Origin of the sequence: Paenibacillus durus ATCC 35681 (assembly GCF_000993825.1) — a bacterium.
Taxonomy (GTDB): domain Bacteria; phylum Bacillota; class Bacilli; order Paenibacillales; family Paenibacillaceae; genus Paenibacillus_AQ; species Paenibacillus_AQ durus_B.
In genome coordinates this window covers 1,486,206-1,509,758 of sequence record NZ_CP011114.1, presented here as the reverse complement: position 1 = coordinate 1,509,758, position 23,553 = coordinate 1,486,206, and the positions used below count along the sequence as shown (strand labels likewise).

The 23,553-nt window shown below is 53.0% G+C and carries 24 protein-coding genes and 1 other RNA gene; 6 read left to right on the top strand and 19 right to left on the bottom strand.

What is annotated here, in order from left to right:
- Window positions 1-11 precede the first annotated feature (11 nt).
- The 6 genes from VK70_RS06775 to VK70_RS06750 all read right to left on the bottom strand — a co-directional run bounded on the left by VK70_RS06775 (window position 12) and on the right by VK70_RS06750 (window position 5,781).
- On the bottom strand, window positions 12-812 hold the full coding sequence (locus tag VK70_RS06775) for a Cof-type HAD-IIB family hydrolase (RefSeq protein WP_025700185.1): 801 nt from the start codon (window positions 810-812) through the stop codon (window positions 12-14).
- A gap of 78 nt (window positions 813-890) precedes the next feature.
- The gene (locus VK70_RS06770) at window positions 891-1,649 is read right to left on the bottom strand and encodes a pseudouridine synthase (protein ID WP_025700186.1); all 759 of its coding nucleotides are present in this window, start codon (window positions 1,647-1,649) and stop codon (window positions 891-893) included.
- Window positions 1,650-3,209: an RsmB/NOP family class I SAM-dependent RNA methyltransferase gene (locus tag VK70_RS06765; protein WP_046723036.1), complete on the bottom strand. Its 1,560-nt coding sequence runs from the start codon at window positions 3,207-3,209 to the stop codon at window positions 1,650-1,652. It lies immediately after the preceding gene.
- A gap of 99 nt (window positions 3,210-3,308) precedes the next feature.
- On the bottom strand, window positions 3,309-3,749 hold the full coding sequence (locus VK70_RS06760) for a DUF309 domain-containing protein (RefSeq protein WP_025694315.1): 441 nt from the start codon (window positions 3,747-3,749) through the stop codon (window positions 3,309-3,311).
- The gene (locus tag VK70_RS06755) at window positions 3,739-4,551 is read right to left on the bottom strand and encodes a GTP diphosphokinase (RefSeq protein ID WP_025694316.1); all 813 of its coding nucleotides are present in this window, start codon (window positions 4,549-4,551) and stop codon (window positions 3,739-3,741) included. Before VK70_RS06755 ends, VK70_RS06760 begins: the two co-directional genes overlap by 11 nt.
- Before the next feature lie 132 nt (window positions 4,552-4,683).
- Window positions 4,684-5,781 carry a quinone-dependent dihydroorotate dehydrogenase gene (locus tag VK70_RS06750; protein ID WP_025694317.1) on the bottom strand — a complete coding sequence of 366 codons (1,098 nt, stop codon included), beginning with the start codon at window positions 5,779-5,781 and terminating at the stop codon, window positions 4,684-4,686.
- A gap of 183 nt (window positions 5,782-5,964) precedes the next feature.
- Between VK70_RS06750 and VK70_RS28505 the strand changes: the two genes are divergently transcribed.
- On the top strand, window positions 5,965-6,102 hold the full coding sequence (locus tag VK70_RS28505) for a hypothetical protein (protein WP_169733328.1): 138 nt from the start codon (window positions 5,965-5,967) through the stop codon (window positions 6,100-6,102).
- Here the strand turns inward: VK70_RS28505 and VK70_RS06745 are convergent.
- From VK70_RS06745 to VK70_RS06735, 3 genes are all read right to left on the bottom strand, one after another.
- Window positions 6,099-7,547 (bottom strand): L,D-transpeptidase, encoded by a 1,449-nt coding sequence (locus VK70_RS06745; protein ID WP_046723034.1) that lies wholly within the window; start codon window positions 7,545-7,547, stop codon window positions 6,099-6,101. The two genes, VK70_RS28505 and VK70_RS06745, sit on opposite strands and share 4 nt — an antisense overlap.
- Before the next feature lie 146 nt (window positions 7,548-7,693).
- Window positions 7,694-7,936, bottom strand: a complete 243-nt coding sequence (locus VK70_RS06740; protein ID WP_025694964.1) for a ferredoxin — start codon at window positions 7,934-7,936, stop codon at window positions 7,694-7,696.
- 167 nt (window positions 7,937-8,103) lie between these two features.
- On the bottom strand, window positions 8,104-9,399 hold the full coding sequence (locus VK70_RS06735; protein WP_025694965.1) for a DNA polymerase IV: 1,296 nt from the start codon (window positions 9,397-9,399) through the stop codon (window positions 8,104-8,106).
- Between the two features lie 289 nt (window positions 9,400-9,688).
- Between VK70_RS06735 and cimA the strand changes: the two genes are divergently transcribed.
- On the top strand, window positions 9,689-11,308 hold the full coding sequence (cimA, locus tag VK70_RS06730; protein WP_046723032.1) for a citramalate synthase: 1,620 nt from the start codon (window positions 9,689-9,691) through the stop codon (window positions 11,306-11,308).
- Between the two features lie 187 nt (window positions 11,309-11,495).
- Here cimA and VK70_RS06725 read toward each other — a convergent pair whose 3' ends face one another.
- Entirely contained in the window at window positions 11,496-12,110 is a 615-nt protein-coding gene (locus VK70_RS06725) for a TlpA family protein disulfide reductase (RefSeq protein ID WP_025700150.1), read from the bottom strand.
- A 204-nt stretch (window positions 12,111-12,314) separates the two neighbouring features.
- On the opposite strand from VK70_RS06725, the gene VK70_RS26350 reads away from it, so the two are divergent.
- Window positions 12,315-12,791, top strand: a complete 477-nt coding sequence (locus tag VK70_RS26350; RefSeq protein ID WP_025700152.1) for a M67 family metallopeptidase — start codon at window positions 12,315-12,317, stop codon at window positions 12,789-12,791.
- Here the strand turns inward: VK70_RS26350 and VK70_RS06715 are convergent.
- From VK70_RS06715 to VK70_RS06705, 3 genes are read right to left on the bottom strand one after another with little or no spacing between them, the layout of a single operon-like run.
- Window positions 12,773-13,522 (bottom strand): exonuclease domain-containing protein, encoded by a 750-nt coding sequence (locus VK70_RS06715; RefSeq protein ID WP_025700153.1) that lies wholly within the window; start codon window positions 13,520-13,522, stop codon window positions 12,773-12,775. The two genes, VK70_RS26350 and VK70_RS06715, sit on opposite strands and share 19 nt — an antisense overlap.
- The gene (locus tag VK70_RS06710) at window positions 13,519-14,598 is read right to left on the bottom strand and encodes a DUF294 nucleotidyltransferase-like domain-containing protein (RefSeq protein ID WP_046723030.1); all 1,080 of its coding nucleotides are present in this window, start codon (window positions 14,596-14,598) and stop codon (window positions 13,519-13,521) included. Before VK70_RS06710 ends, VK70_RS06715 begins: the two co-directional genes overlap by 4 nt.
- Before the next feature lie 30 nt (window positions 14,599-14,628).
- Window positions 14,629-16,014, bottom strand: a complete 1,386-nt coding sequence (locus VK70_RS06705) for an ammonium transporter (protein ID WP_025700157.1) — start codon at window positions 16,012-16,014, stop codon at window positions 14,629-14,631.
- Between the two features lie 291 nt (window positions 16,015-16,305).
- On the opposite strand from VK70_RS06705, the gene VK70_RS06700 reads away from it, so the two are divergent.
- Together VK70_RS06700 and VK70_RS06695 are read left to right on the top strand one after the other, a co-directional pair.
- Window positions 16,306-16,737, top strand: a complete 432-nt coding sequence (locus VK70_RS06700) for a MerR family transcriptional regulator (RefSeq protein WP_025700158.1) — start codon at window positions 16,306-16,308, stop codon at window positions 16,735-16,737.
- Between the two features lie 32 nt (window positions 16,738-16,769).
- On the top strand, window positions 16,770-17,438 hold the full coding sequence (locus tag VK70_RS06695; RefSeq protein ID WP_025700165.1) for a zinc metallopeptidase: 669 nt from the start codon (window positions 16,770-16,772) through the stop codon (window positions 17,436-17,438).
- A gap of 49 nt (window positions 17,439-17,487) precedes the next feature.
- On the opposite strand, the gene VK70_RS06690 is transcribed toward VK70_RS06695, so the two are convergent.
- Together VK70_RS06690 and VK70_RS06685 are read right to left on the bottom strand one after the other, a co-directional pair.
- Window positions 17,488-18,402, bottom strand: a complete 915-nt coding sequence (locus tag VK70_RS06690; RefSeq protein ID WP_025700167.1) for a glutamate biosynthesis transcriptional regulator GltC — start codon at window positions 18,400-18,402, stop codon at window positions 17,488-17,490.
- 45 nt (window positions 18,403-18,447) lie between these two features.
- A complete protein-coding gene (locus tag VK70_RS06685; protein ID WP_025700169.1) occupies window positions 18,448-19,080 on the bottom strand; it encodes a rhomboid family intramembrane serine protease in 633 nt (210 codons plus the stop codon).
- A gap of 125 nt (window positions 19,081-19,205) precedes the next feature.
- Here VK70_RS06685 and tpx point away from each other — a divergent pair, with 125 nt between their 5' ends.
- A complete protein-coding gene (tpx, locus tag VK70_RS06680) occupies window positions 19,206-19,724 on the top strand; it encodes a thiol peroxidase (RefSeq protein WP_025700171.1) in 519 nt (172 codons plus the stop codon).
- Window positions 19,725-19,896: 172 nt separating this feature from the next.
- Here tpx and VK70_RS06675 read toward each other — a convergent pair whose 3' ends face one another.
- The 4 genes from VK70_RS06675 to VK70_RS06665 form a co-directional block, all read right to left on the bottom strand.
- Window positions 19,897-20,286 (bottom strand): DUF1499 domain-containing protein, encoded by a 390-nt coding sequence (locus VK70_RS06675; RefSeq protein WP_025691737.1) that lies wholly within the window; start codon window positions 20,284-20,286, stop codon window positions 19,897-19,899.
- A 164-nt stretch (window positions 20,287-20,450) separates the two neighbouring features.
- Window positions 20,451-20,642: non-coding RNA, 6S RNA (gene ssrS / locus VK70_RS27065), on the bottom strand.
- Between the two features lie 112 nt (window positions 20,643-20,754).
- Complete coding sequence (locus tag VK70_RS06670; RefSeq protein ID WP_025700173.1) at window positions 20,755-21,588, bottom strand: YesL family protein; 834 nt, start codon at window positions 21,586-21,588, stop codon at window positions 20,755-20,757.
- A gap of 195 nt (window positions 21,589-21,783) precedes the next feature.
- A complete protein-coding gene (locus tag VK70_RS06665) occupies window positions 21,784-23,379 on the bottom strand; it encodes a degradosome RNA helicase CshA (protein WP_046723028.1) in 1,596 nt (531 codons plus the stop codon).
- Between the last annotated feature and the right edge of the window lie 174 nt (window positions 23,380-23,553).

Genomic DNA, 23,553 nt, shown 5'->3' with positions numbered 1-23,553 from the left:
AAAAATCCGACTTAAGACAAGCAATATTTAATGAGAGCCTCCGATACCCCATTTTCGTTATTGGTGCCGGTGATCGCGTCTGCCGCCGCTTTGACTTCTACGGGCGAATTGTCCATAGCAACCCCAAGGCCCGCGAAAGTAAGCATCGAAATATCATTATAGTAGTTGCCGATAGACAGCACGTCCTGCTGACGGATGCCAAGCTGCTTAGCCAGATTCATCAGCGCATTGCCTTTTGAAGCTTCGTGATGCATTAAATCAATGAAAAACTCTCCGCTCCGCTGGATATTAAACGACCGTATCCATTTGCTCCACTCCCGCTCTGCTTCATCCATCATATCCGCTGTGGAAAATACGGTGAATTTGACAATCGGTTCACGAAACTCATTCCATGCCGGCAAGGACGCGGGAACAAGCTGAAGATGCTCATACATAAAGTGGGCTTCTTGGGTCAGATGCTCCACATTGTCGACATACAGCTCAAATGCGGTATTTACATCAAAATGGATATCGCGTGTGCGGCAATATTCAATATACGGATCAAGTCCGCGTCCGTCCATAGGGTACTGATGTATGACCTCCTGATCCTCTACCCGCACGGTGACGGCGCCGTTATCGGCAAGCACATAACCGGTCAGTCCCATCTCCTGCATAATCGGAATGGCGTTCTTCGGGTTTCTTCCCGTACAGAGAACGACCCGAGCCCCATGTCTGGTGACCTCGGCCACCGTCTTTTTGTTCTCGGGGCTCAAGATATGATCGTCATTTAGCAGCGTACCGTCAACATCTAGCGCTATAAGCTTGTATTTCATTCTCCACCATCCCCTGAGCATCTTTTATCTCTAAGTTTAATTATAATACGGCGTCATTCCGGCTTGTGCATTCAATTGTTAAATTTCTGCACCGAGCAGTTTAAGCTCCTCGCTCGTCAGCTCACGGCAGGCGCCTTCGGGCAGATTCGCATCCAGAGGCAAATTGCCCATCGAAACTCTTTTTAAAAAGATAACCTTCTTCCCGACGGCCTGGAACATCCGTTTCACCTGGTGGAACTTGCCCTCGGTAATCGTCAGGGAGATTTGCGAAATGACCTGCCTTCCGCGCTCCCTTCCCAGAACAGTCAGCTGCGCCGGCAAAGTAACATAACCGTCGTCCAGTCTGACCCCCTCCGCAAAAGCCGCCACATCGTCCGGGCCGACCTCGCCTTCCACGAGGGCTTCATATGTCTTGGGCACATGCTTGCGCGGCGACAGCAGCTCATGGGCAAGCTGTCCGTCGCTCGTTAGCAGCAGCAATCCGACCGTATCTTTATCCAGTCTCCCTACCGGAAAAGGCTCGAACACCGCATAGCGCTCCTCCAGCAGATCCAGCACGGTCCGGTCCCGTTTGTCCTCCGTCGCCGACAGCACGCCCGGCGGCTTATTCATCATAAGATAAATATGCTCACGGTAAAGAACCGTCTCGCCGGCCACCTCGATTGTATCGTTATAAGGATCGACATGCGCGCCGCTGTCTTTCTGGACCACGCCGTTGACGGTGATGAGGCCCTGCTTGGCCTGCTTGCGGAGCTCGCTGCGCGAGCCGTAGCCGACATGGGACAATATCTTATCCAGCCGCTGCTTTTTTCCTTCGCTGCCTTTTGACTTTGTCATCTAAGTCCACCTCCAGCCTGCGGGATATTCATTCTTGAGGATGCCATTCTGCCATTTCCCCCAACCGGCGCTGTATCCGTCGATACAGACGAGTACATACCCCTTCGGCGATGTGCCGGGGGCAATCGTCAGGCGGTCCTCCGAAATCGACAATGTCTCCCCCTTCAGATAGGACACGGCCTCTGGCCCGTCCCCGGCAAGCGACAGGCTGCGCAGGCTCTCTCCGGGAGTCAGCGCGGTCGCGAGCGGGTGGCCCGGAATGAAGCGTCCGCTCCGGACATGCCCTATGTACCAGCCGGGACGCACCGTTCTTAGGCCATTCAGCGCTTCACGCGGCAGCGGCGACAAATACAGATGCTCCCCGAATAGGACGGGAAAGCCTTCCGGCTGCCAGCCAAGCTGCTCCCGGGCAAACTCGGCATAGGACGCTAAAATATCTCCCTCCGTTGCAATGGCCGCACTGCGTCCCCTGCCATCGCCCCGGGAGGAAGTACGGCCGTTCCTGCCGTTTCGGCTGTCGCCGCGACCCACGGATGACTTGTCCTTGCGGGCAAGGGCTGCCCGGCCGCCTTGAGCATTCCGTCCTCCAGCTTCCCCACGCGGCACGACCGGCAGAGACTTGCCGCCGTCGCCGGGCCCTGCATCGGCGCCGCTCTCCTCTTCCGGCTTCCCATTATGTCTTAACACGGCAATAAAATGCCCCTCGCCCTTAACCTTATGGGGCCATAAACGGGCCGTACCCGGAAGCGGTTCCAGCCCCGGGGAAAAAGAGCCTGTGCCATGGACTGGAACGATCGAGAACTGCGGATGTGCGGCAAGAAATTCGGCGATGCTCCCTTCATTCTCCTCCGGCGAGAAGGTGCAGGTCGAATAAACCAGCGTCCCCCCAGGTCTGAGCGCCAGCGCCGCCGCCCGTAAAATCTCCCGCTGCATGCCGGCATACTTGGCCGGCGTATTCTCGTCCCACTGCCGAACCATATCCTCGTCCTTGCGGAACATTCCTTCGCCCGAGCATGGCGCATCAATTAAGATGCGATCGAAAAATCCCGGGAATGCCGCAGCGATTCGCTCCGGGCTCTCGTTCAGGACGACCGCGTTTCTCGCGCCGCACAGCTCCAGATTCTTGGCCAGAGCCTTGGTCCGCTCAGGATGCAAGTCATTGCTGATCAGCATTCCCTGTCCTTGAAGCTTGGCGGCGATCTGCGTCGACTTGCCGCCGGGTGCGGCGCATAAATCCAGCACTCGTTCGCCGGGAAGGACGCCGAGCAGCTCGACAGGCGCCATGGCGCTCGGCTCCTGAATATAGTAAAGCCCGGCGTGGTAGTAAGGATGCTTGCCGGGTCTGGCGCCTTCGATTGTGTAAAAACCCGTGGGGCACCAGGGGATCGGCTCCATGCGGTAAGGTGAGATCCGCTGCAGCTCATCCACCGTAATCTTTAGCGTATTAACACGGATGCCCGTATGCGGGATCTCCCCATAGGTCTTCAAAAATGCTTCGTATTCCCGTCCCAGCAGCTCCTTCATCCGCTCGGAGAAGGAGTGCGGAAGTTGTACCGCCATGCTGCCGTCCTCCCAATTATCGTATATAGGGGTTGAATAGCTCAGGAACACCCCTGCGGGTGTTCCTGAGCCGTAAGTAATTTATAAACACATGCCCGATCAGCGGCGGCCGGACTCTCTATGGGGTCCCCGGCGCTGGGGGATGTTCGGCTTGATGTCCGGCAAAGCGGCCTGAACCGCCTCCGATAGCTCTCCGTCCACGATATCAATCGTCAAATCGTAATAAGCCAGATCATCATACTCCTTTAACTGCCGAACATAGTCTTCCGCCTCACGGACCAGTTTGCCAAGATGAATGCCCAGCGTAATCTCCGGATATTCCCGAAGCTTCGCCGCCGCTCCTTCCAGCATGATAATGGCGCCGCGCGCATTGCCATTGCGGTAATGATACAGCCCCACGGCTATCTGCAGCAGCGCCTTATACAGCGGGTCGCGTTCCTTGGAGAGCCACAGCTCTTCCAGAACCTCGTGACATTCGAAATAATCACGGTCCCGATTGAAGTAGACCAGATAAGCGACATATAGAGGTTCATAACCCATCCGGCAAATCGTCTTTCTTCGCTTGGGAAATCATTCCGCGCACACGTACGAGCAGTTCCTTCATCGCTTCCATGTCCTGACGCTGCCAAATCTGGTTGAACTCTTCCTGGCTGCGGATCGCTTCATTGACAAGATGGTAGAAATACAATTGATGTATCGCATGAAGCACCTGGGTCGTCGTGTTGGAATTTTCCTCGAACGTCTTCTGCGCTTCCAGTATTTCTTCCCGGATGCTGGACATTTCGCTATCCAGAATGGATGCGGCTTCCGCCGCCGTCTTCAGGCGCAGCCTGATTTCATCCGGCAGGCTTTCCCGGTATTTATAGTTCAGGGAGTGCTCGATGGTCGCCCAGAAATTCATCGCCAGCGTGCGGATCTGAATTTCGGCCAGCACGATCTTTAGCCCAAGGGCGGTCTGGACCGGGTACCTGATGATCATGTGGAAGCTGCGGTAGCCGCTCTCCTTGTAATTGGTAATGTAGTCTTTCTCATATACCACTTCAAGGTCTTTGCGGGCGCGGATATACTCGGCCACACGCCGGATATCTTCCACGAACTGGCACATGATCCGGATACCCGCAATATCCTCAATCCCCTGCTCCAGATCCTCCATCCGCACATTTAGGCGCTTCGCCTTCTCCAGAATGCTGGACAGGCGCTTCACCCGCCCGGTTACAAATTCAATCGGCGTATATTCCTCGCGCTTTTTCAGCTCCGCGCGCATTGTTTTGAATTTAACCTTGAGCTCTTCCACTGTCTGTTCATATGGAAGCATAAAAATGCCCCAATCTCTGCCGTCCATCGTCCTTCCTCCTGTCCTTTCATCTCCGCCGTCAGCTAAGAAGAAACGGCTGCGCTGTCCTCTTGAAGAGGCAGGCATCCGTTTCTCATAGAAAAATATAAGGCTTTGGATAAGCGCGAAGCTTATACTTCCTTATATTTGAACGTCCGCGCCCACCGCTTCGGAGATATGCCGGAAGCCGTCCCTTCTCAGAAGATTCCGCAGCCCGGCATGTATCCTGCGGTTCACCTCCGGCCCTTCGTAAATGAGAGCCGTATAGATTTCGACCAGGCTTGCGCCCGCCCGGATTTTGTCATAGGCATCCTGGGCAGAGAAGATGCCGCCCGAACCGATAATCGGCAGCTTTCCGTTCGTCTGCCGGTAGATCGCGGAGATGATCTCCGTCGATCTGTCCCGTAGCGGCTTTCCGCTGAGTCCGCCGGTTTCCGACGCGCTTTCATGGGTGAGTCCCTCGCGGCGAACCGTCGTGTTGGTAGCTATAATACCATCCATTCCCGCTTCTGTCAGCGTATGCACCATATATTCAAGCTCGGCGCTACTTACATCCGGAGCAATCTTGACCAGAATGCTCTTACGGACGCCGTTTGACCCGCGCTGGAGCTCCATCTCCTGCTTAACTTCCGACAGCAAATGGGACAGTTCGCTTCCGTGCTGGAGACTGCGCAAATCCGGCGTATTCGGAGAACTGATATTAACCACAAAAAAATCACCATACGGATACAGTGTCCGAATGCACTTCCGGTAATCCTCATGCGCAGCTTCGTTGGCGGTCGTCTTATTCCGTCCGATATTGACCGCGACCGGAATAGTCCGTCTAGTCTCCGCCTTGAGGCGCCGCGCCATCACTTCCGCGCCTTCATTATTGAAGCCCATCCGGTTGATGAGCGCTTCATCAGACGGAAGCCGGAACAGCCTTGGCTGCTCGTTCCCCGGCTGGCCCTTCGGAGTCACCGTACCGACCTCCATAAAGCCAAAGCCGATTGACGAAAATCCGGGAATCGCCTGGGCATTCTTGTCTAATCCGGCCGCAAGCCCTACGGGCGAATGAAAATGAAGTCCGAACAGGTCTACAGCCAGCTCCGGCGTCTCCGGGACGCCGTACATCAGGCGCAAGGCCGAGAGTCCGCCGGGCAGGGCGGCTGCTTTTTCAAGTCCCCCGATGACGAGATGGTGTGCGGCTTCCGGGTCCATTTTGAAGAAAAAAGGTTTCGCAATATTTCGATACAGCACCATTCTCGCTCCTTCAGGCATAAAGTTTCATTATAATTTTAGCCTTTTCCGCGGGAAAAGAAAAGTTTTAGTCCTCTCGCGAAAAGCAGGATGGATGGGGAGTGTAGTATTTTTTTTGTAAACGCATTACAATAGAAGAGCACAGGGAAATCCAGATACAAGAGAAAAGGATGGTCGATTCACATGTCAACCAAACGCAAACCGCCTACAATACAGCAGAAAAAAGAAGAGGTCAACCGCAAAGCCATTGTGTGGATCGGCGCCAGCATTGCGCTGCTTGTCATTATTTTCATCGTCCTCTTTATTGTAACCGGCAGTTAATTCAGCCAATGGTATTGTTTGCGGGGGTTGGTCTGGTTCCCGGCGGCTTTCAGGGAGAACGGATTCTCTGAACCCATCGTTACGCCAGGCGGAAGACCCCCTTGGGTGATTTGCACCTTCGTTCCTTTCGGAACAAGATCGAACAGCTCCTCAATATCGCTCCGCTTCATCCGAATACAGCCCAATGATTCATCCTTGCCTACGCTTTCCGGTTCATTGGTGCCATGAATGGCGTAATTGGTGTCGGAGAGCTGCATTCCCCTGCTGCCGAATTCCCCGTTGTCATGTCCATTCGGATTCACGACCTTGTCGGTAATGACGAAGCTGCCTTCCGGCGTCCGGGTTCCTCCAAGGCCCACTTCATAGCTCCGAATAATAATTCCGCCGCTGGTTACCGCCAAGCGGTGTTGTTGCTTGTCTACGAGAATGGCGAGCGGCTGTAACAGGAATGGCAGCTCCGCTCCGCCATTGCCCGCTGAGGGCGCGGCCTCTGCAGCAGCTCCGGAATCCGCGCCCGGCGAGTCCAGGCCAGCCGCAGCGCCTTGCGCCGCATTCTCGCTCTTTCGCTCCGCCTCGGCTTTCAGCGGCGCGAAGGCGCGCTCCATCAGCGGCGTCGTCCCGGCCAGCCAATTGCCCGGGAAATCGCCGGTCAGCTCGCCGATCGATTCAGGCAGCCGTCCCTTGGCGGCGCGAAAGCTATGCAGCGCGCTCCAGAGCGCAGCCAGCTGTTCCTGGCGCCGCTGCCACTCGGCCCCGCGGTCAGTCAGCTCCCCGGCATCCGGCGGCTTGCATGCGCATGCTGCGGCGTCGTAGGACTGGATCATCGTCCGGCCGCCCTCGTTCCGCTCTAAGGTATAGGCCACGGGAAGCCGCTCCTTCCAGAGCAGCCATTTTCCCGACCGCTGCATGCCAAGCACAGCCGTTAAGGAAGGAACCTTGCCTCCGCCGCTTCCAAGCAGCCCGGCCAGACCGCGTGCGGAAGCTGCGTCGCCAGCCTCCCGGGCTGTGAACAAAAGTGTATTCGCTGCTGGATCGCCGGCCTTCTCCTGATCAGGATTACTTCCTGGTTGCGCGGCCGGAACGGTATTCGTTTGGCCCTCAGGTTCGACTGCCGTCATCATCGAGCCGTCGCCCGGCGCTTTAGCCGCAGCCGGCATCAGAACGAGCAGCAGAAATGACACCAGCAGGAGCAACCTGCGTATTCTGCCATTCCGCTTCTCCCGATCCCTTGCCGTCCTTAGCAATTCTTCCTCGTATTCACGCAGCATATCAGACGGCACTTTGCTCTGCTCAAAAGCCTCATACACGCCTCCGGCCTGGTTAAAGCAGTAATTCGCCTTACCTTCCTGCCCGTTTTTCTTATATTCCTTGCCCAGCAAATACCACGCCATTTTATTGTCGGGATGCATCTGTACGTACTGCTTGAGGTACTGTGAATTTTTCATCGTTGCCTCCGTGTGCTTGGAACAGGCTTAATATTTATACTATATATCGGACCAAAAACAGCAAAAAGACACCCCTGTCACAATAAAATCTGTGAATCGGGATGTCTCTCCATGAATCCATTTAATAAATTCGTAAAACGGAAGAATTAGCCTTCCTTGTTGAAAGGTGTATCCGCAATCTTGATGGAATCCGTCGGGCAGCCGTCTGCGGCATCCTGCAGATCATCGAACAAATCTTCCGGAATGTCGGTCACGCCGTGGTTGGCGTCTCCCTCATAGATAACTTCAGCCAGCCCTTCATCGTCATAATCGTAAATGTCGGGAGCCGTAGCGCCGCAAGCGCCGCATGCAATACAGGTATCTTTGTCAACCCAAGTGTACTTAGCCATTATTCGTTTGCCTCCTACTAATCATCAGCTCCGCCCAAAGCAAGCTGTTATTCTAACGATTGTCGTTCCATGGCGGACGAGTGTCGTTTCTTCTTGTCATATTAATATAAAAAGGCGGCAATTTCAATCCGTATTCCCACGCTTTTGTCTAAACAGCTTGAATCAAGCTACTCCTCATCCTGCTGCGGTCGGCGCAGCTGATCCTTTTGCAACGAGGTACCGCGCGCCTTATGATTGCGCAGCAGATTCGTGTGCGGATCGCTTAACATCCCCGCTGTCAGCACCGCATTCTCGCCGAATTTGTTGCGCAGCATATCCATGACCTGGTTCAGCGATTCCTTTTTCGGCTGACGCTCGTAGTCGAACAGATCAAGCTGGATGGCGGAGTCCTCCTTCGGAGTTAAGCCGTGCAGCGTCACTCCGAGCAGACGAATGGGCTTCTCCTCATCCCAATGCTTTTGAAACAGTGCGCAGGCCGCTCTGTATATATCCTCAGCCGTCTCGGTCGGAGCCTCCAGCTGCCGCGAACGGGTGATGGTCTTCATATCAGGAGTCCGTACGGTAAGCTGAACGCCGGAAGCGACGAGCTTCTGTCTACGAAGTCTTCTGGCCACCTGGTCGCTTAATGCGAGCAGCACCGGCCGCGCTTCGGCTATCCCTGCGATATCCCCCGGCAGCGTCGTCGTGTGGCCAATCGACTTGCTCTGCTCCCGCTCGGGATTCACGGAAGAATCGTCGATGCCATTCGCAGCGCGTTTAAGCCAGGAGCCCAGAACGCCGAAGACGTCAAGCAGCATACTTTCATCCGCCGCAGCCAACTGACCGATGCTGTAGATGCCTATTTTTTTCAGCTTATCCGCCGTCTTGGCCCCGATTCCGAACATTTCTCCGCAAGGCTTGTTCCACAGCACCTTCGGTACATCCCGCAGTCTTAAGATAGAAATACCGCTCGGTTTCTTGAGATCAGAGGCCATCTTGGCCAGCAGCTTGTTGGGCGCGATTCCGATGGAGCATGGCAATCCAAGCTCATCCATGATGCGGTTCTGTATGGTCCCGGCAATCTCCAGCGGTGTGCCAAACTGGCGCGACCCCGTTATATCGAGATAACACTCGTCAATGGATACCGCTTCCAGCAATGGCGTATAGCTGTAGGCAATCTGCATGAAGGCTGCCGAATAACGGCGGTAGAGATGGAAATCGGGCTTGATGACAATGAGTTCCGGACACACGCGTAGGGCCCTCTGCACCTGCATGCCCGTAGATACGCCGCGCCGTCTTGCAGGATAGGAGCAGGTGACGATTATTCCTTTGCGCAGCTCCACGCTTCCGGCCACCGCGGTCGGCTTGCCTTTATAGGCTTCCGGATTCTCGGCCTCATGGACAGAACAGTAGAACGCATTCATATCCACATGCAGTATAACCCGGCCGCTGGCGGGATAATACCGGTCTACCTTATCGCTCATTTCAGCCCTCTTCCTTCATAGTCATACTGATGCTGCGCCCATTTCCTTGCTAATTTTTAGCATACCGCTCTCCGCTTAACAGGTCAATCCGGTTTGAAAGGCCTGCCCGCCGGGAATTTTCCGCTCTTTTTTACTAAAATTAAATATTAATGTGTAGGTTCTCTGTTACATTCCAGCGTAAAAATGCTATAATATAAAAATTCATTCCCGCTAAGTTTATGCTTCCGATGCCAGTTTGGCGAAGTACACTCACGGAAGTTATGTTATCAAAACTTTTAGGAGGACGCACATGTCTAAGTCCATCTCCATCTTCGATACAACGCTGCGCGACGGCACCCAAGGCGAAGGAATCAGTCTGTCGGCGGACGACAAGCTGAAAATTGCCAAGAAGCTCGACGATCTGGGTGTGCACTACATTGAAGGTGGCATTCCGGGAAGCAACATGAAGGATATCGAATTTTTCAAAAGAGTGAAAGATCTTCATTTGAACGCTAAAATCACCGCATTCGGCAGCACGCGCCGCAAGAACACGCAGGCGGACCAAGATGACAATCTTCAGCGTATACTGGCAGCAGGCGTACCGGCAGCGACACTGGTCGGAAAATCATGGGACTTCCATGTTCACACCGCCCTGCAAACCAGTCTAGAGGAAAATCTCGCCATGATCGGCGATTCCATCGCATATTTAAAAAGCAAAGGGCTTGAAGTCATTTTTGACGGCGAGCATTTCTTCGACGGATATAAGAATAATCCCGAGTATGCTGCGGCAGTCATGTCGCGCGCTCGCGAAGCGGGAGCCGATTGGCTCGTAATGTGCGATACCAATGGAGGAACGCTGCCGCATGAGATCCGGGATATCATCTCTTCTTTGGCCCTTCAATTGCCCGGCGCGCCGCTTGGTATCCATACCCATAACGACTGCGAGCTTGCTGTAGCCAACGCGCTCAGCGCAATAGAGGCCGGTGCCCGGCAGGTGCAGGGAACGATCAACGGATACGGTGAGCGCTGCGGCAACGCCAACCTCTGTTCCATCATTCCGACACTGCAGCTCAAGATGGGATACAGCTGCATTCCCGCGGATTCTCTGCCGCAGCTTACGAATACGGCCCGCTTCGTCAGCGAGGTCGCCAATGTTAATATGCCGGTAAATCAGCCTTATGTGGGAAGTGCGGCGTTTGCGCATAAGGGAGGCATTCACGTCTCCGCCATTCTGCGTGACTCCCGCACCTACGAGCATATCGCTCCCGAATTGGTCGGCAACAAGCAGCGCGTGCTGGTCTCTGAACTGGCCGGTCAGAGCAATGTACTGTCCAAAGCGCAGGATATGGGCCTGAATCTTGACCCTAGCAGCGAGCAGGCGCGCAAAGTGATTGACAAGATCAAAGATTTAGAGCATCAGGGCTACCAGTTCGAAGGCGCCGATGCTTCGCTCGAACTGCTGCTCCGTGAAGCGACGGGCGAAATGAATGAACTATTCACCTTCGAGTCGTTCAAGATGCTCGTAGAGAAATCCGCCGGAAAGCCGGTTGTCTCGGAAGCCTTCGTCAAGCTGAAGGTTGGCGGCGAAACTCTTTATACCGCCGGTGAAGGCAACGGCCCTGTCAATGCTCTGGATAATGCGCTGCGCAAGGCGCTTCTGGCTCATTTCCCGCAGCTGAAAGACATGCACTTGTCCGACTATAAGGTCCGTGTGCTGGACGAGAAGGATCAGACTGCCGCGAAGGTCCGCGTGCTAATCGAATCCAAAAATTATAGCGATACCTGGAGTACTGTCGGCGTATCCGCCAACGTTATCGAGGCAAGCTGGGAAGCGCTGGTTGACAGTATGCGCTACGCCTTGCTCGGTCAAATATCGCCGGAAGTGACCGATCTTCTGGATTTGGGGCAGCGCGGCCTGGTCAATCATTAATTTTACCGCTCAACAGTAACAATCAGTTAGAGAATGCCGAAGAGCCGCTTCCCTTGCGCATCCGCGCGGAAACGGCTCTTTTTTCACAACATAAGTTCGATTTCGCCACCATGCGTCAGCATCCAAATCGGGTCACTCAGGACAGCTCAATAAAAATTGCAGCTGGCCTCTGCTCGTTATGTTATCCTTACAGACGCTGCTGCTGCTTAAGTTTCACCAGCTTCTCGTCAAGCTGCTCTGCGGTCAATCCCCCGAGAACAATCTCGGAAATAACGCCGCTGCGGTCGATCAGAACATTGGTAGGAAACACGGCGCCATTGTATTTGGCATAAATCTCTCCCTTAAGATCGAACATTACGGGAAAGATTAGCTTATACTTGTTCACAAAACGGTCCGCATTGGCCTTGTAATCGTAGCTTGTCACATTGATCCCATAAATATCAAGCGTATCTTTGTACTTTTCGGCTATTTTGTTTAATTCCGGCGCTTCTGCCCGGCAAGGATCACACCAGGAAGCCCAAAAATTGAGCAGTACGACCTTATCCCTTACTCCGCCGACTGCATAAGTGGTCCCGTTCTCACCCTGGATCGTGAAAGAGGGCGCCAAAAGTCCAGTCTTGGGTCCGCTCTCGGTCGGCAGGGTCTTGCCGTTAGCTGGAAGAATGGCCTGTTCAGCCGGCGGCGCATTCTTAACATGCTGAACGGTTTCCGTCTTGCCTCCGGGATGCAGCAGCAAAATAACGGATACCGCAACTAGCGCCAAAATAACGATTACCAAGTTTCTGCGGTTTGCCATCTTCATCGTAGATTTTCCTTTATAAATGGAGTTGTTCACTCCTATTGTACCCCCGTCTAGGCAAGTTTCAAACGGGAGTATTGGAAATACCGCGTTTATATCGTCAGTTTCCCAGCCAATCTGAGCGTTTCCCGAGCGGAATAGTATTTTTTGGACAAAAAAAGGGGATTTCGTCCAGGACGAAACCCAATGAAGAGAGAGGGGTGAACAATGACAGCATTCCAGGGAAAAGTTCCGCCTATATGGCTACAACCTTCCGTATACCAAGCGCTGGGGAAGCATTTGGCATCCGCTCTTCCGCATGAAGCATGCGGCGTCCTGCTGGGTGCTGCCGCAGCGGGCGGCATGCGCATCGACACCTATGTGCCCATGCGCAACGTAGCGCCTGACCCGCTGCATGCTTTTGTCCCACATCCGGCAGACTGGATCTCGGCGCTGTATCACGCGCCTCCTCCGATCGGCCTGTTCCACTCCCATCCGCTTGCGGTCCCCCAGCCCTCTTCCGCCGACCTTGACGGGTTAACCGGTCTGGGTGACCATTTCTCGGTATATTTGATTGGCGCTCCCGGTATAGAGCCGGCGAATCCCATTCTTCTGAACGGGTATAGCATTCAACGCGCCCGAACCGAAGGCGGAGAACGATCGGTCTCGCTGATTGAAGCGCAGCTTCAAGTTCTGCTCAAGTAAGCATACAGATCGCCCAGCGTCTCCACCTGCTTATGCTCGGAAATCTCACGCAGGTAAGACACCCAGAGCTTAGCCGTCATTTTGGCGTCTTCCAGCGCGTTATGTCTTCCGCAGATCGGGATACCGTGCACCGTCAACAATTCATCAAGCGTGTAGTTGCCCCGGGTTGGCTCCAGCCAGCGCGCAAGCATCATCGTATCCAGCACACGGTGGGTAAGCTGTACCTTCGACGTTTTCCACAGCGCCGCATTCAGAAACGATTTGTCATGAGCGCTGGCATGGGCGACCAATATTCTTTTACCTACAAATGACATAAAATTATGAAGTCCGTCAATAAGCGAAGGCGCAGCTTTACTCATTTCTTCGGTAATTCCCGTCAATTCGGTTATATTCGCCGGAATGGAGGTCTGACAATTGACAAGCGTGTAAAAGCACTCGTCCTCAATGACCTCCTCCCCGACGACCTTAATCGCCCCGAATGACAGAATCTCATCCCCATGTTGACTAGAAAACCCAGTTGTTTCCAAATCAAAAACAATGGTCTCCAGCTCGGACAGCGGCGTATGGAGCACCTCCGGCCGACGTTTCTCCCGCATCAAAGACCTGATAAAAGCCATTTGCTGAGCGGTCTGCTGTGCGGATTCACCGCCACGAATCGAAGCGATCGCAGACGGCATGCCGCCGTGTCTTAAGTTGTTCCAGAACCCGCCGCCTTTGTTCGGCTCCTTCATAGCTGTCTCCTTTCCGCTGACCGGAGCTGGCGCTGCAGAACCCGATGGATGCGTCTGACAAGCAGTAAGCTGTCTCGCAGTTCGGACATCAGCTGCCTGTTCCTCAGTTCATTTTCTGATGCAAAATCACTGCCCGACAAGAGACCGTCATGAACGGAATAGGGAGTGTTAACCCTCATCTTTAGCGCCGTCAGGAACGCACTTCGCACACCTTCCGGCAGATGCTGGTACTCCTTGCTCAATATTTCCAGCCTTTCTAATGTCGAGGTCTTACGAATTCCATGCTGCAAAGCAAAATATCTCACACCGTTAACTAACGGAATGTATAGCCCATATTTGACGTCAAATCCGCCGGCATGATCCCCGAACCGTTCGGTGAGCACCTGCCCGAGCAGATTAAGCGTCGCTTTATGACGGACGGTATTTCGCAGAACAGCCGCCCATAGCTTAGGGTTATCGATAAACCCTTCATGATAAAAATCCAGCCACTGCTCGGAGAGGCTGCGGTCTCCCGCAACATGGCGCATATCGGAACAGATTATCAAATATCGAATGGGTTCCCATTCAAACTGGGTTCTCCAGCCCGTAATCTGCTCCTTCCATTCAGTCAGAGTCTTCCGCCACATCGGCTCGGAAACCATGACCTTGCCTTCGCATTTCTCATATCCGCTATTAGCCAACAGTAAGGAAAGCCTAATCCCGAATTCTTCAAAATACTTCTCCTTCGCTTCCTCCGGTTCTCCTTCGATAATCAGCCCGTTATCTTGGTCGCTCCACAGCGTCGTTTCTTTTCTGCCTGCGCTGCCGAACACAATAAAGGAATAAGCGCAGGGAGGCGGGCCATGGCCCGCCTCAATCATCTGCGCCTCGGATAAAACAACCGCCGCTTCTGCGATAGCATCATGCATCGCATTGACACGCAGCATCCATTCCTCAATTGGGATAACATTTAACTGTTCCAGGAGAATGCTTTGACAGGCTATGCGCCTTGTCTTCAGCTCCTGGGGCGAACCGGATGTTACGATGGACTCATGAACTGCCTTATAGTCCCAATCGTCGGACTCCGTCTGGGTCACTCGGCCCGCCTCCCTGATGTTATATTATAATTATTTCTTCCGGGATTCGGATTCCGAAATCAGCTTCATTTGCTCAGGATAACCATAAGTACCGTGTTCACTGATATCCAGACCCATCAATTCTTCTTCTTCCGTAACGCGAATGCCGCTTACCAGCTTCATGATATACAGGAAGATGAAGGACAGGATTGCCACGAAGGCAAAAGTTCCAATTACACCGAGAACTTGAACACCAAGCTGGTGGAAGCCACCGCCATAGAACAGACCGGCTTGACCGACATTTACAGTTTTAGCGAGTTCAGGAGTTGCGAATAAACCAGTGGATACCGCACCCCACATACCGGCGATACCGTGTACGGAGAAAGCGTAGATCGGATCGTCAAGACCCGCGCGTTCCAGCCATTGCGAAGTCATGAACGTAAATGCGCCGGCAACAAGACCGATAATAAAAGCTGCCCAAGGTTCAACGAAGGCGCAGGCGCCTGTAATGGCTACGAGAGCGGCCAGAACGCCGTTCAGCATCGCCGGAATATCAGACTTGCCGAAGTACAGCCAGGAGGCTACCAGAGCTGCCAGACCACCCGCTGCTGCAGCAATGTTCGTGGTCAGGGCCACATAACCGAAGAATCCGCCCATTGGGCTCAGTGCGCTGCCTGGGTTGAATCCGAACCAGCCGAACCACAGAATGATAACGCCGAGAACCGTAAATACTTGGTTATGTCCCGGAATAATAACCGGCTTGCCTTCTTTATTGAATTTGCCAAGGCGAGGTTTGAGCAGGATTGTAGCGACTACCGCCGCCGTTGCACCCGTCAGATGGACAACTGTCGAACCTGCGTAGTCCTGCATGCCCATCGTTGCCAGCCAGCCGCCGCCCCATACCCAGTGAGCGACAACCGGATAAATAAAGATGGAGAACAAAATGCCGAAGATAATATATACGCTCAGCTTCGCGCGTTCCGCCATACCGCCGGAGACGATGGCAAGCGATACAGCCGCAAACGCCATTTGGAACAGGAATTTCACGTTCAAGGTTACATCAGAAAGTTCCAGAGATTTAAAAGAAGCAGCCATTGAATCTCCGCCGAATCCAAAGCCCGTAGTGCCAAAGAAGCCGTTGCCGTTCCCGAAGCCCAGGCCAAAGCCCACCGCCCAGAAGCAAATGCTTGCAATTGCAAGCGTCAGCACCGTCTTACCTGCAACGTGGCCCGCATTCTTCATCCGGACCGAACCGGCTTCAAGCATGGCAAAGCCAGCTTGCATAAAGAATACTAGAATAAATGCCAAATAAGTAAAAGCTGTGTCCAGACCGATCTGCAGGTCCGGAGCAGTAGGTCCGTCAGCGGCAAAAGCGCTGACAGGGTAAATCGTCAGCGTTAGCATCGCTAACACAAAACATAACCACTTTCTCTTCATTACTCCCCACTCCCCTATGTAATATATTCTAACAAATCATGAAACTCTTAATGTCATTATAAGCAAAACGAAGCAAAATTGACAAGACTATTTTTCACGAAACGGGAAATAAATTTTTAGTAAATAATTAGCAGCATCAATCGGGAAATAGATGAATATACTTTTGAAAGCGTGACGTTTGACTGTACGGTTTTTAGTCTGATATCATTAAATAGACAAATCAAGGAAATACGGCATCCATTCCACCCGGAGCCTCAACATTTCCTTCTGCGAGGTGAGCAGCATGGGGATATGAACCTATACCGGATCGGCGAACTGGCCAAAGCGGCTAATATCAGCGAGCGTACCATTGATTATTATACTAAGCTTGGACTGATTCATCCCGAGACAAGAAGTATGAAAAATTACCGGCTATACAGCGATGAAACCTTGGATACTCTGGAACGTATTAATCACTTGAAACAAGAAAAATATACATTGGAAGAAATCAAGTCCATCATAGCGAGATGGAACGCGGCAGCGCCCGATCCCGATGTATCCAGTAAGCTGGCGGAGCTTGAGGCTCATATGCAGCAGCTACGGCGTGAAGTTAAGGCGCTTGAACCGGCGCTGAGCCGGATGAAGCCGGGACAGGCCAAGCTGGCCTTGGCGCATCTGATTCCGCAGGGAGCGGCCTGCATTGAAGCCATACGTCTTCTATTGACGCAAGTGCCGCCAATCTAATTCAATCGACCAGAAAGTGGAGGAATGAGTAAATGATGTATCTATTAGTAATAGTAGCTTTTATATTCTCGTTATGGGCTCAGTTCAGGGTAAAGGGAACCTTTAACAAATGGGCTCAGGTTGCCAACCTGAACGGGATGACCGGCTACGAGGCCGCAAGACGCATGCTGGATTCCAATGGTCTTAGCGATGTTCCGATTGAGCCTGTTCACGGCGCCCTCACCGACCACTATGACCCGATTCACCGGGTTGTCCGTTTGTCGGAGCCTGTATATTATGAACGCTCCATTTCAGCAGTCTCCGTGGCCTGCCACGAGGTAGGGCATGCCATTCAGCACAAAGTTCACTACCCGATGCTGGTGCTTCGCCACCGGATGTTCCCGGTCGTTAACTTCGCTTCGGGCGTCGCTCCTTTCATGCTGCTCGCCGGCTTCCTGTTCAGCTCCTTGAATTTGATCGGCCTTGGCATAATCTTCTTCTCGGCGGCTGTAGCCTTTCAGCTTGTAACATTGCCGGTGGAATTCAATGCCAGCAACCGGGCCCGCCAAGTCATGGTGGAGCAGGGCTTTATCCGAAACGATGAAGAACGCGGAGTCGCCAAAGTGCTTAACGCCGCAGCGCTGACCTACGTTGCCGCCGCTCTAGTCTCCGTACTTGAGCTGCTTCGCCTGATTTTGGTCTATACCAGCAATCGCGACTAACCGGCTGCTGTACAGATAGCTCTTGTATCATAACAAACCCCGGAAGGCTCTAGGAGCCGACCGGGGTATTATTTTGCCGTGTTCTGAAATAAGTCAGCAGAAAAGCCCTGAACGAACGCGCGACCAACGGGAGCCTGCCGTCTGAGCGGTGTATGAGTCCGATTGTTCGGGTAACCGCTGGCTCTTCCACTCTCACCTGAGCCGGTTGAAGCGAGTTCGTCGGGTACAGCGCCATTTCCGGCAGCAGACTGACCCCCATTCCCGCAGCAACAAGGCCGCGTATCGTGTCCGTCTCTCCTCCCTCAAACGCGATTTGCGGCGTAAATCCCGCTTTCAAGCAGGCCTGCCAGACGATCGGACGCAGCGAGTAACCCGGACTGAACAGCACGAATTGTTCATCCTTCAGCTGTTCAAGACGTATAATCTTCTCCTGGGCAAGCGGATGATTCTGAGGAAGGATCGCGAACAGCTCTTCCGTCATGACCACATCCCCGATCAATTGCTCGTCACTGTCCGGGCAGGGGGATATGAAAGCCAAATCCACTTCACCGGAAAGCACATCCTTGATCAAAGAGGGGTACATCCCTTGCTTAAAGCGGAATTTGACGTGCGGATAATGCCTGCGGAATTCGGCCACGATGGTAGGGATCAAATGCGTCCCGACGCTGTTCGGAAAACCGATCCGGATTTCCCCCCGTTCAGGGTCCAGAAATTCGTGTATTTCGGCCACGGACCGGTCCAGATCCTTTAAGATCGTTTCCACTCGCTTACAGAACAGCTGGCCTACCGGTGTAAGGTGCAAATTCCTGCCTTTTTGCATAAATAAATCAAGGCCCAGTTCCTGCTCCAGCAGGTGGATTTGCCGGCTGACCGCCGACTGCGCCACATGCAGCTCCTCAGCCGCTTTGGTGACATGCTCTTTCTGGGCAACCTTCAAGAAATACTGCAGTTGTCTAAGCTCCACGTCACAATCGCCTCCGTCCTGCGCTTCTTTCTAACCGGATCGTTCTCATCCTCGCGGCCGCCTGCGGGGCAGCACCCGAATAATGAGGCCATATAGGAAGAAGCCGCCGATTAAACCGCCAATATGGGCGGTCCAGTTCACATTTGGCGTAACGAAGGACATAATAATCCCCATCGTCAGCAGGCCATAGAGCGTCCTGCGCGAACCTTCATCCATCACAGTGCGCTGGAACAGGGCGATATACAAGAACGCGCCATAGACGGCAAATATCGCCCCTGAGGCGCCAACCGAGACCGTTATCACTTCCTCCGTGCCGCCTCCCCATGCTCCATTGGACAAAATATTGCCGACCACCCCGCCTAACACATACAGCAGCACATAACGCCACCAGCCCATAAGCCGTTCCAGCGGCGGGGCAAATACAAGCAGCGCAAAGCAGTTGAACAACAGGTGCGTAAACCCGTTATGCAGAAAGATCGATGCAACATACCGCCACAACTCTGTTCTTTCCGGTCCGGCGTCCGCGAGTGCGCCAAAGCGCAGCAGAGTCTCCGGATTCGTCGAGCCCCCGTTCAGCGTCAGCACCATAAACATAACGATATTTGCTAAAATGATGAGGCTTGTAACAGGATAAAATTTAAGATAACTTTTCCAGTTTTCATAACGGATGAATATCATGGCGCCACCCTTCTCTCCCTTTCTTGTTCTATATACGTCCCAGGTTGGACAGGGTCTCATTAAAAAGATTATAATTTATTATGGCAGCAACAAGCCAATTTTGTTAGTCCAAGGAGGAATAATCAGTGACGCAAGAAAGAACAGGCGCAGCCACTTTTAAGGGAAATCCGATCACTCTTATAGGACCGAAGCTGAACGCCGGCGACCCGGCTCCCGATTTTATTCTCAGCAAAAATCTGCTCGAAGAAGCTACCTTGAAAGATTTCAGCGGAAAAGTAAAGCTCATCAGCGTAGTTCCTTCGCTTGATACCGGCGTCTGCGACGCGCAAACCCGCCGATTCAACAGTGAAGCTGCCGAGCTTGGCGATGAGGTCGTTATTCTGACCGTCAGTGCCGATCTTCCGTTCGCTCAGGCCCGCTGGTGCGGCGCCGCAGGAATCGACCGTGTCATTACACTCTCGGACTACAAAACGAATGCCTTCGGCGAGGCCTACGGCGTGCTGATCAAGGAATTCAAGCTGGATATGCGCTCTATCTTTGTCATTGATAAAGATGACAAGATCACGTACGTGGAATATCTAGGCGAAATGGCGGAGCATCCGAACTACGAAGCCGCTATTAGCGCAGTCAAGAGCTTGTTGTAACAGCGTACTTACACTTTTATGTTTAAAAAGCGGAAGAAGGCACACCTTCTCCCGCTTTTTTGCAAGCCAAAACAAGCCATTTTCCATCTTGGCCCAGATGGGTAAATTTGTTTCTTCCATAATATAAGCGCATACAATACTCGCTTTCCTTCGCTAAGCGGCGCAGCAGGATTTAATCGAGCTTATATTTACCGATCTTCTTGTCCAGCGTCTCGTAGAGGCGTTGAATAACCCGGTAGTTCGAGCCCAAATCGCCAAGCGAGCCCCGGGATGCCGAATAGACGTCGACCGCACACCGCGTTGGTGACGTATTAAGCACGGAAACGGTAATATCCAGCGTTCGGCCGAATGCCGTCTTTTTCTCCAGCGTAATCTCTCCTACGGATTGAACTTCATGAAGTACTCTAAAGCCTGGAATTTTCTTTAATGTGGAGGACACTTCCTCCCATCCCTTTTCTTTGGTGAGGTTGTAATAGCGCGTTTTTAAAGCGGGTTCTTTGGCGCGGTCGCTCGTTCCTTCATGGCTGCGAAACAAGCCGACCAAGGTTCTTTTTAAAGACAACTGACTTCCCCCTCATATCCCAAGTTCACTTATTTAAGTGTATCACTCTTGTCCCAGGAACAAAAGTAAAATGCTTATTAATCCCGCTGCAGTCTGCATTTCGGCACACAAGAAGGCGCCCAGTCTCCCGCTAAGGATACTTGGGCGCCTTCGTACGCGATAAAAGAAAACCCGCCTATGCCGTCCGGCTACAGTGTCTTCTGAACCTGCAATAGCAGGTGGGTGATCGCAGTTGCGGTTTTGAAGTCCCCTTGTCATATAGACAGGGCCTTTCAGCTGCGCTTCATGTAGATCTCCCAAGACATTATCATTGGTTCAAAACAACGAGCAGCCGATAACGTACATCGCAGGATTTAGCCTTATTATATTGCGTTCTAGCGAAAAAGTAAACCTTGTATGCGCTTTATTTTACATGAGACGGTTTTTCTTTTTATATATGGTTAACAGTCTCCAGCAGGAAACGCTGAATTAAAGGCGGGGCTGCTCCTCGTCCGGCGTCTCTTTGGAAAGGTTGACTTTCTCTGAAATTTCTTCCGATCCTTTGTTGCCCACGCTGCGCTCAGCCTCTAGAGCTTCTTCTTCCTGACGCTTTCTCGTTTCCGCCTGAAGCTGCAATTTGTTATAGGTAGCGTAGAAATTAAAGAAAGCAACCATGGCGATCAGCGTTGGAATACACACAAAATAGAGTGCAGGATATCTCAAACCGATGTAAGCGAGCACAAGACCGGCCACGAGAGTTGTAAACACCCGGATTGGACGGGCAATGGTCAGCAGTATGGAGTTGGTCATCACTTGCTTGAAAGTCATCTGATAGTGAACGACCGCCGAAAAAAAGTTGAACATCGACACCATAAGGACAATCATCAGAACAAGCATCAAAATACCGACAATCTTAAAATCGGCCATTTGTGTCATATAAATCGTCACATCAAAGTACATCACGACGAACAAGAGCGTATAGATCAGGCCACCAAGCATGCTCTTCAGGTAATTTTCCTTATACCCTAGAAAAAAAGTCTTGAATGTGCTTACATCTGTATTGCCCATTACCCACTTGCGAACCACCGTGAACAGCGCCGACGTTGCCGGAAAAACGGTAAACGGAGCCGTGATGGCAAGGCCCCAGTTCAAGACGACCTGCTCGTTGGCTCCCCCCTGGCCCGTCGCCATCAGCATGAATTTCATTACGATAAAAAACAAAAACGGAGATGAGCATAAGGTCCACAGCACATTGCTGAACGCTATGCGTGAAATCCACTCCGTGATACGGTATAAACCGCCCATTGCGCCTTTAAACTCCACTTTCCTTCCTCCTGTCTCTTCGCTACTGCATAGCTTAACTATACCTTATTTCACCACGGCATTTCCATAGCTTAAGTCATGTAAGTTTGGGCGGCGCTCTACCCTTGGTTATGTAGAGGTAAAAAAAGAAGACGGCGCGCACATGATGCGCACCGTCTTCTATGCTGCTCTGGGCTTGTCAACCGCCCGCCGAGCTTAAATATCGAAAGAGTCCTCACGCTTCGGCGTGCGGCGCTCACCGTCGGCCGGACGCTGGAATTTGCGTTCTCCGCCGCGATAGCTCGAACCTTCACGGCTGCCTTTGTATCCGCCGCCGCTGCCGCCGCTGCCGCCGCTGTTATAACCGCCACGGCTGCCGCCTTCGCGGTTGCCCCGGTATCCTCCTCCGCCGCCATAGCCGCCGCGGTTGCCGCTATAGCCGCTAGGCTTACGCCCGCTGCGGATATCATTCTTACCGCCACGGCGTTTCACGCGGATCGGTTCTTCCGGTGTCAGTTGGATTTCGGAATCCTTCTTCTCCCCGGTAAGCAGCTGCATCGCTGCGGACAGCAGACGAACGGAATCATACTGCTCAAGCAGTTGGATCGCAATACCCTTGTACTCGTTCAGTTCTCCATTCTCCATCGTATCCATCAGCCGCTCGGCGGTAACGCGCTGTTTGCCTTCAATCGCCTCAGCCATCGTAGGCAGCGGCTTGCGGGCAATCCGGTGACGAGTCACACGCTCAATAAGACGCAGATGGTCGATTTCGCGAGGAGTCACAAACGATACGGCAGCGCCTTCCTTGCCTGCGCGTCCGGTACGTCCAATTCGGTGAACATAGCTTTCCGGGTCCTGCGGCAGGTCAAAGTTAATGACATGCGTTACCCCGGAAACGTCGAGTCCGCGAGCCGCCACGTCGGTCGCAACCAGTACATCGATGCTTCCGTCGCGGAATTTACGCATTACAGCATCGCGCTGGTTCTGAGACAGGTCGCCGTGCAGACCATCTGCGGAGTAGCCGCGCTTTTGGAGCGCTTCGGACAACTCATCAACCCGGCGCTTCGTCCGTCCGAATACGATCGCAAGTTCCGGAGATTCCATATCGATCAAACGGCTCAGCGCTTCGAACTTCTGGCGTTCCGGGACTTCAATGTACGCCTGATCGATCAGCGGCGCGCTAACCTGCTTCGGAATGACGGAGACATGCTCTGGGTTCTTAAGGAACTGCTGGGCAAGACGCTGGATGTTCGGAGGCATCGTTGCCGAGAACAGCATAGTCTGCCGTTCTTCAGGAACGAGCTTCAGGATGGACTGGATATCGTCCATGAAGCCCATATCCAGCATTTCGTCCGCTTCATCCAGTACGACGGTCTGCACGTCGTCCAGACGGATCGTCTTGCGGTTAATGTGGTCAAGCAGACGTCCCGGCGTACCGATAATGATCTGCGGTTTCTTCTTCAGACCGCGGATTTGGCGGCCGATGTCCTGACCGCCATAGATTGGCAGGGATCGGATTCCCTTGAAGCGGCTAAGCTTGCCGATTTCTTCCGCTACCTGAATGGCAAGTTCACGGGTCGGCGTCATGATCAGCGCTACGATTTTTTCTTCCTCGCGTGGAATCTTGGTGATAAGCGGAATACCGAATGCTGCCGTCTTCCCGGTACCGGTCTGGGCTTGTCCGATCAAGTCACTTCCTGTCATAGCGATCGGGATGGACTGGGATTGAATCGGAGTTGCTTCCTCGAATCCCAGTTCTGTGATGGCTTGCAACACTTTCGGGTCCAAGTCAAATTCTGCAAATGTCTTCAAATTATTCATGCTCCTTCTATACAGTGGACATTCCACATGCTTGTCTGTATTCTTAAGTAGCGGCAAACATTTATAGGCTGTCCAATCATGCCGGAAACTCTGCATGGTTTCGCGTAAGGGGACGGCGGGCCGTCCTTTCATCAGGTGCTCTAATAGGCCCGAACAACAGTAGCT

Excerpts from the sequence above, each read along its gene's own strand:
- VK70_RS06705 (WP_025700157.1), bottom strand. The coding sequence starts at position 16,014 with ATGAAGAGAAAGTGGTTATGTTTTGTGTTAGCGATGCTAACGCTGACG.
- VK70_RS06775 (WP_025700185.1), bottom strand. The coding sequence starts at position 812 with ATGAAATACAAGCTTATAGCGCTAGATGTTGACGGTACGCTGCTAAAT.
- VK70_RS06740 (WP_025694964.1), bottom strand. The coding sequence starts at position 7,936 with ATGGCTAAGTACACTTGGGTTGACAAAGATACCTGTATTGCATGCGGC.
- VK70_RS06745 (WP_046723034.1), bottom strand. The coding sequence starts at position 7,547 with ATGAAAAATTCACAGTACCTCAAGCAGTACGTACAGATGCATCCCGAC.
- VK70_RS06760 (WP_025694315.1), bottom strand. The coding sequence starts at position 3,749 with ATGGGTTATGAACCTCTATATGTCGCTTATCTGGTCTACTTCAATCGG.
- VK70_RS06700 (WP_025700158.1), top strand. The coding sequence starts at position 16,306 with ATGAACCTATACCGGATCGGCGAACTGGCCAAAGCGGCTAATATCAGC.
- VK70_RS06755 (WP_025694316.1), bottom strand. The coding sequence starts at position 4,551 with ATGGACGGCAGAGATTGGGGCATTTTTATGCTTCCATATGAACAGACA.
- VK70_RS06735 (WP_025694965.1), bottom strand. The coding sequence starts at position 9,399 with ATGAGCGATAAGGTAGACCGGTATTATCCCGCCAGCGGCCGGGTTATA.
- VK70_RS06725 (WP_025700150.1), bottom strand. The coding sequence starts at position 12,110 with ATGAAGATGGCAAACCGCAGAAACTTGGTAATCGTTATTTTGGCGCTA.
- VK70_RS06770 (WP_025700186.1), bottom strand. The coding sequence starts at position 1,649 with ATGACAAAGTCAAAAGGCAGCGAAGGAAAAAAGCAGCGGCTGGATAAG.
- VK70_RS26350 (WP_025700152.1), top strand. The coding sequence starts at position 12,315 with ATGACAGCATTCCAGGGAAAAGTTCCGCCTATATGGCTACAACCTTCC.
- VK70_RS28505 (WP_169733328.1), top strand. The coding sequence starts at position 5,965 with ATGTCAACCAAACGCAAACCGCCTACAATACAGCAGAAAAAAGAAGAG.
- cimA (WP_046723032.1), top strand. The coding sequence starts at position 9,689 with ATGTCTAAGTCCATCTCCATCTTCGATACAACGCTGCGCGACGGCACC.
- VK70_RS06695 (WP_025700165.1), top strand. The coding sequence starts at position 16,770 with ATGATGTATCTATTAGTAATAGTAGCTTTTATATTCTCGTTATGGGCT.
- VK70_RS06765 (WP_046723036.1), bottom strand. The coding sequence starts at position 3,209 with ATGGCGGTACAACTTCCGCACTCCTTCTCCGAGCGGATGAAGGAGCTG.
- VK70_RS06715 (WP_025700153.1), bottom strand. The coding sequence starts at position 13,522 with ATGAAGGAGCCGAACAAAGGCGGCGGGTTCTGGAACAACTTAAGACAC.
- VK70_RS06685 (WP_025700169.1), bottom strand. The coding sequence starts at position 19,080 with ATGATATTCATCCGTTATGAAAACTGGAAAAGTTATCTTAAATTTTAT.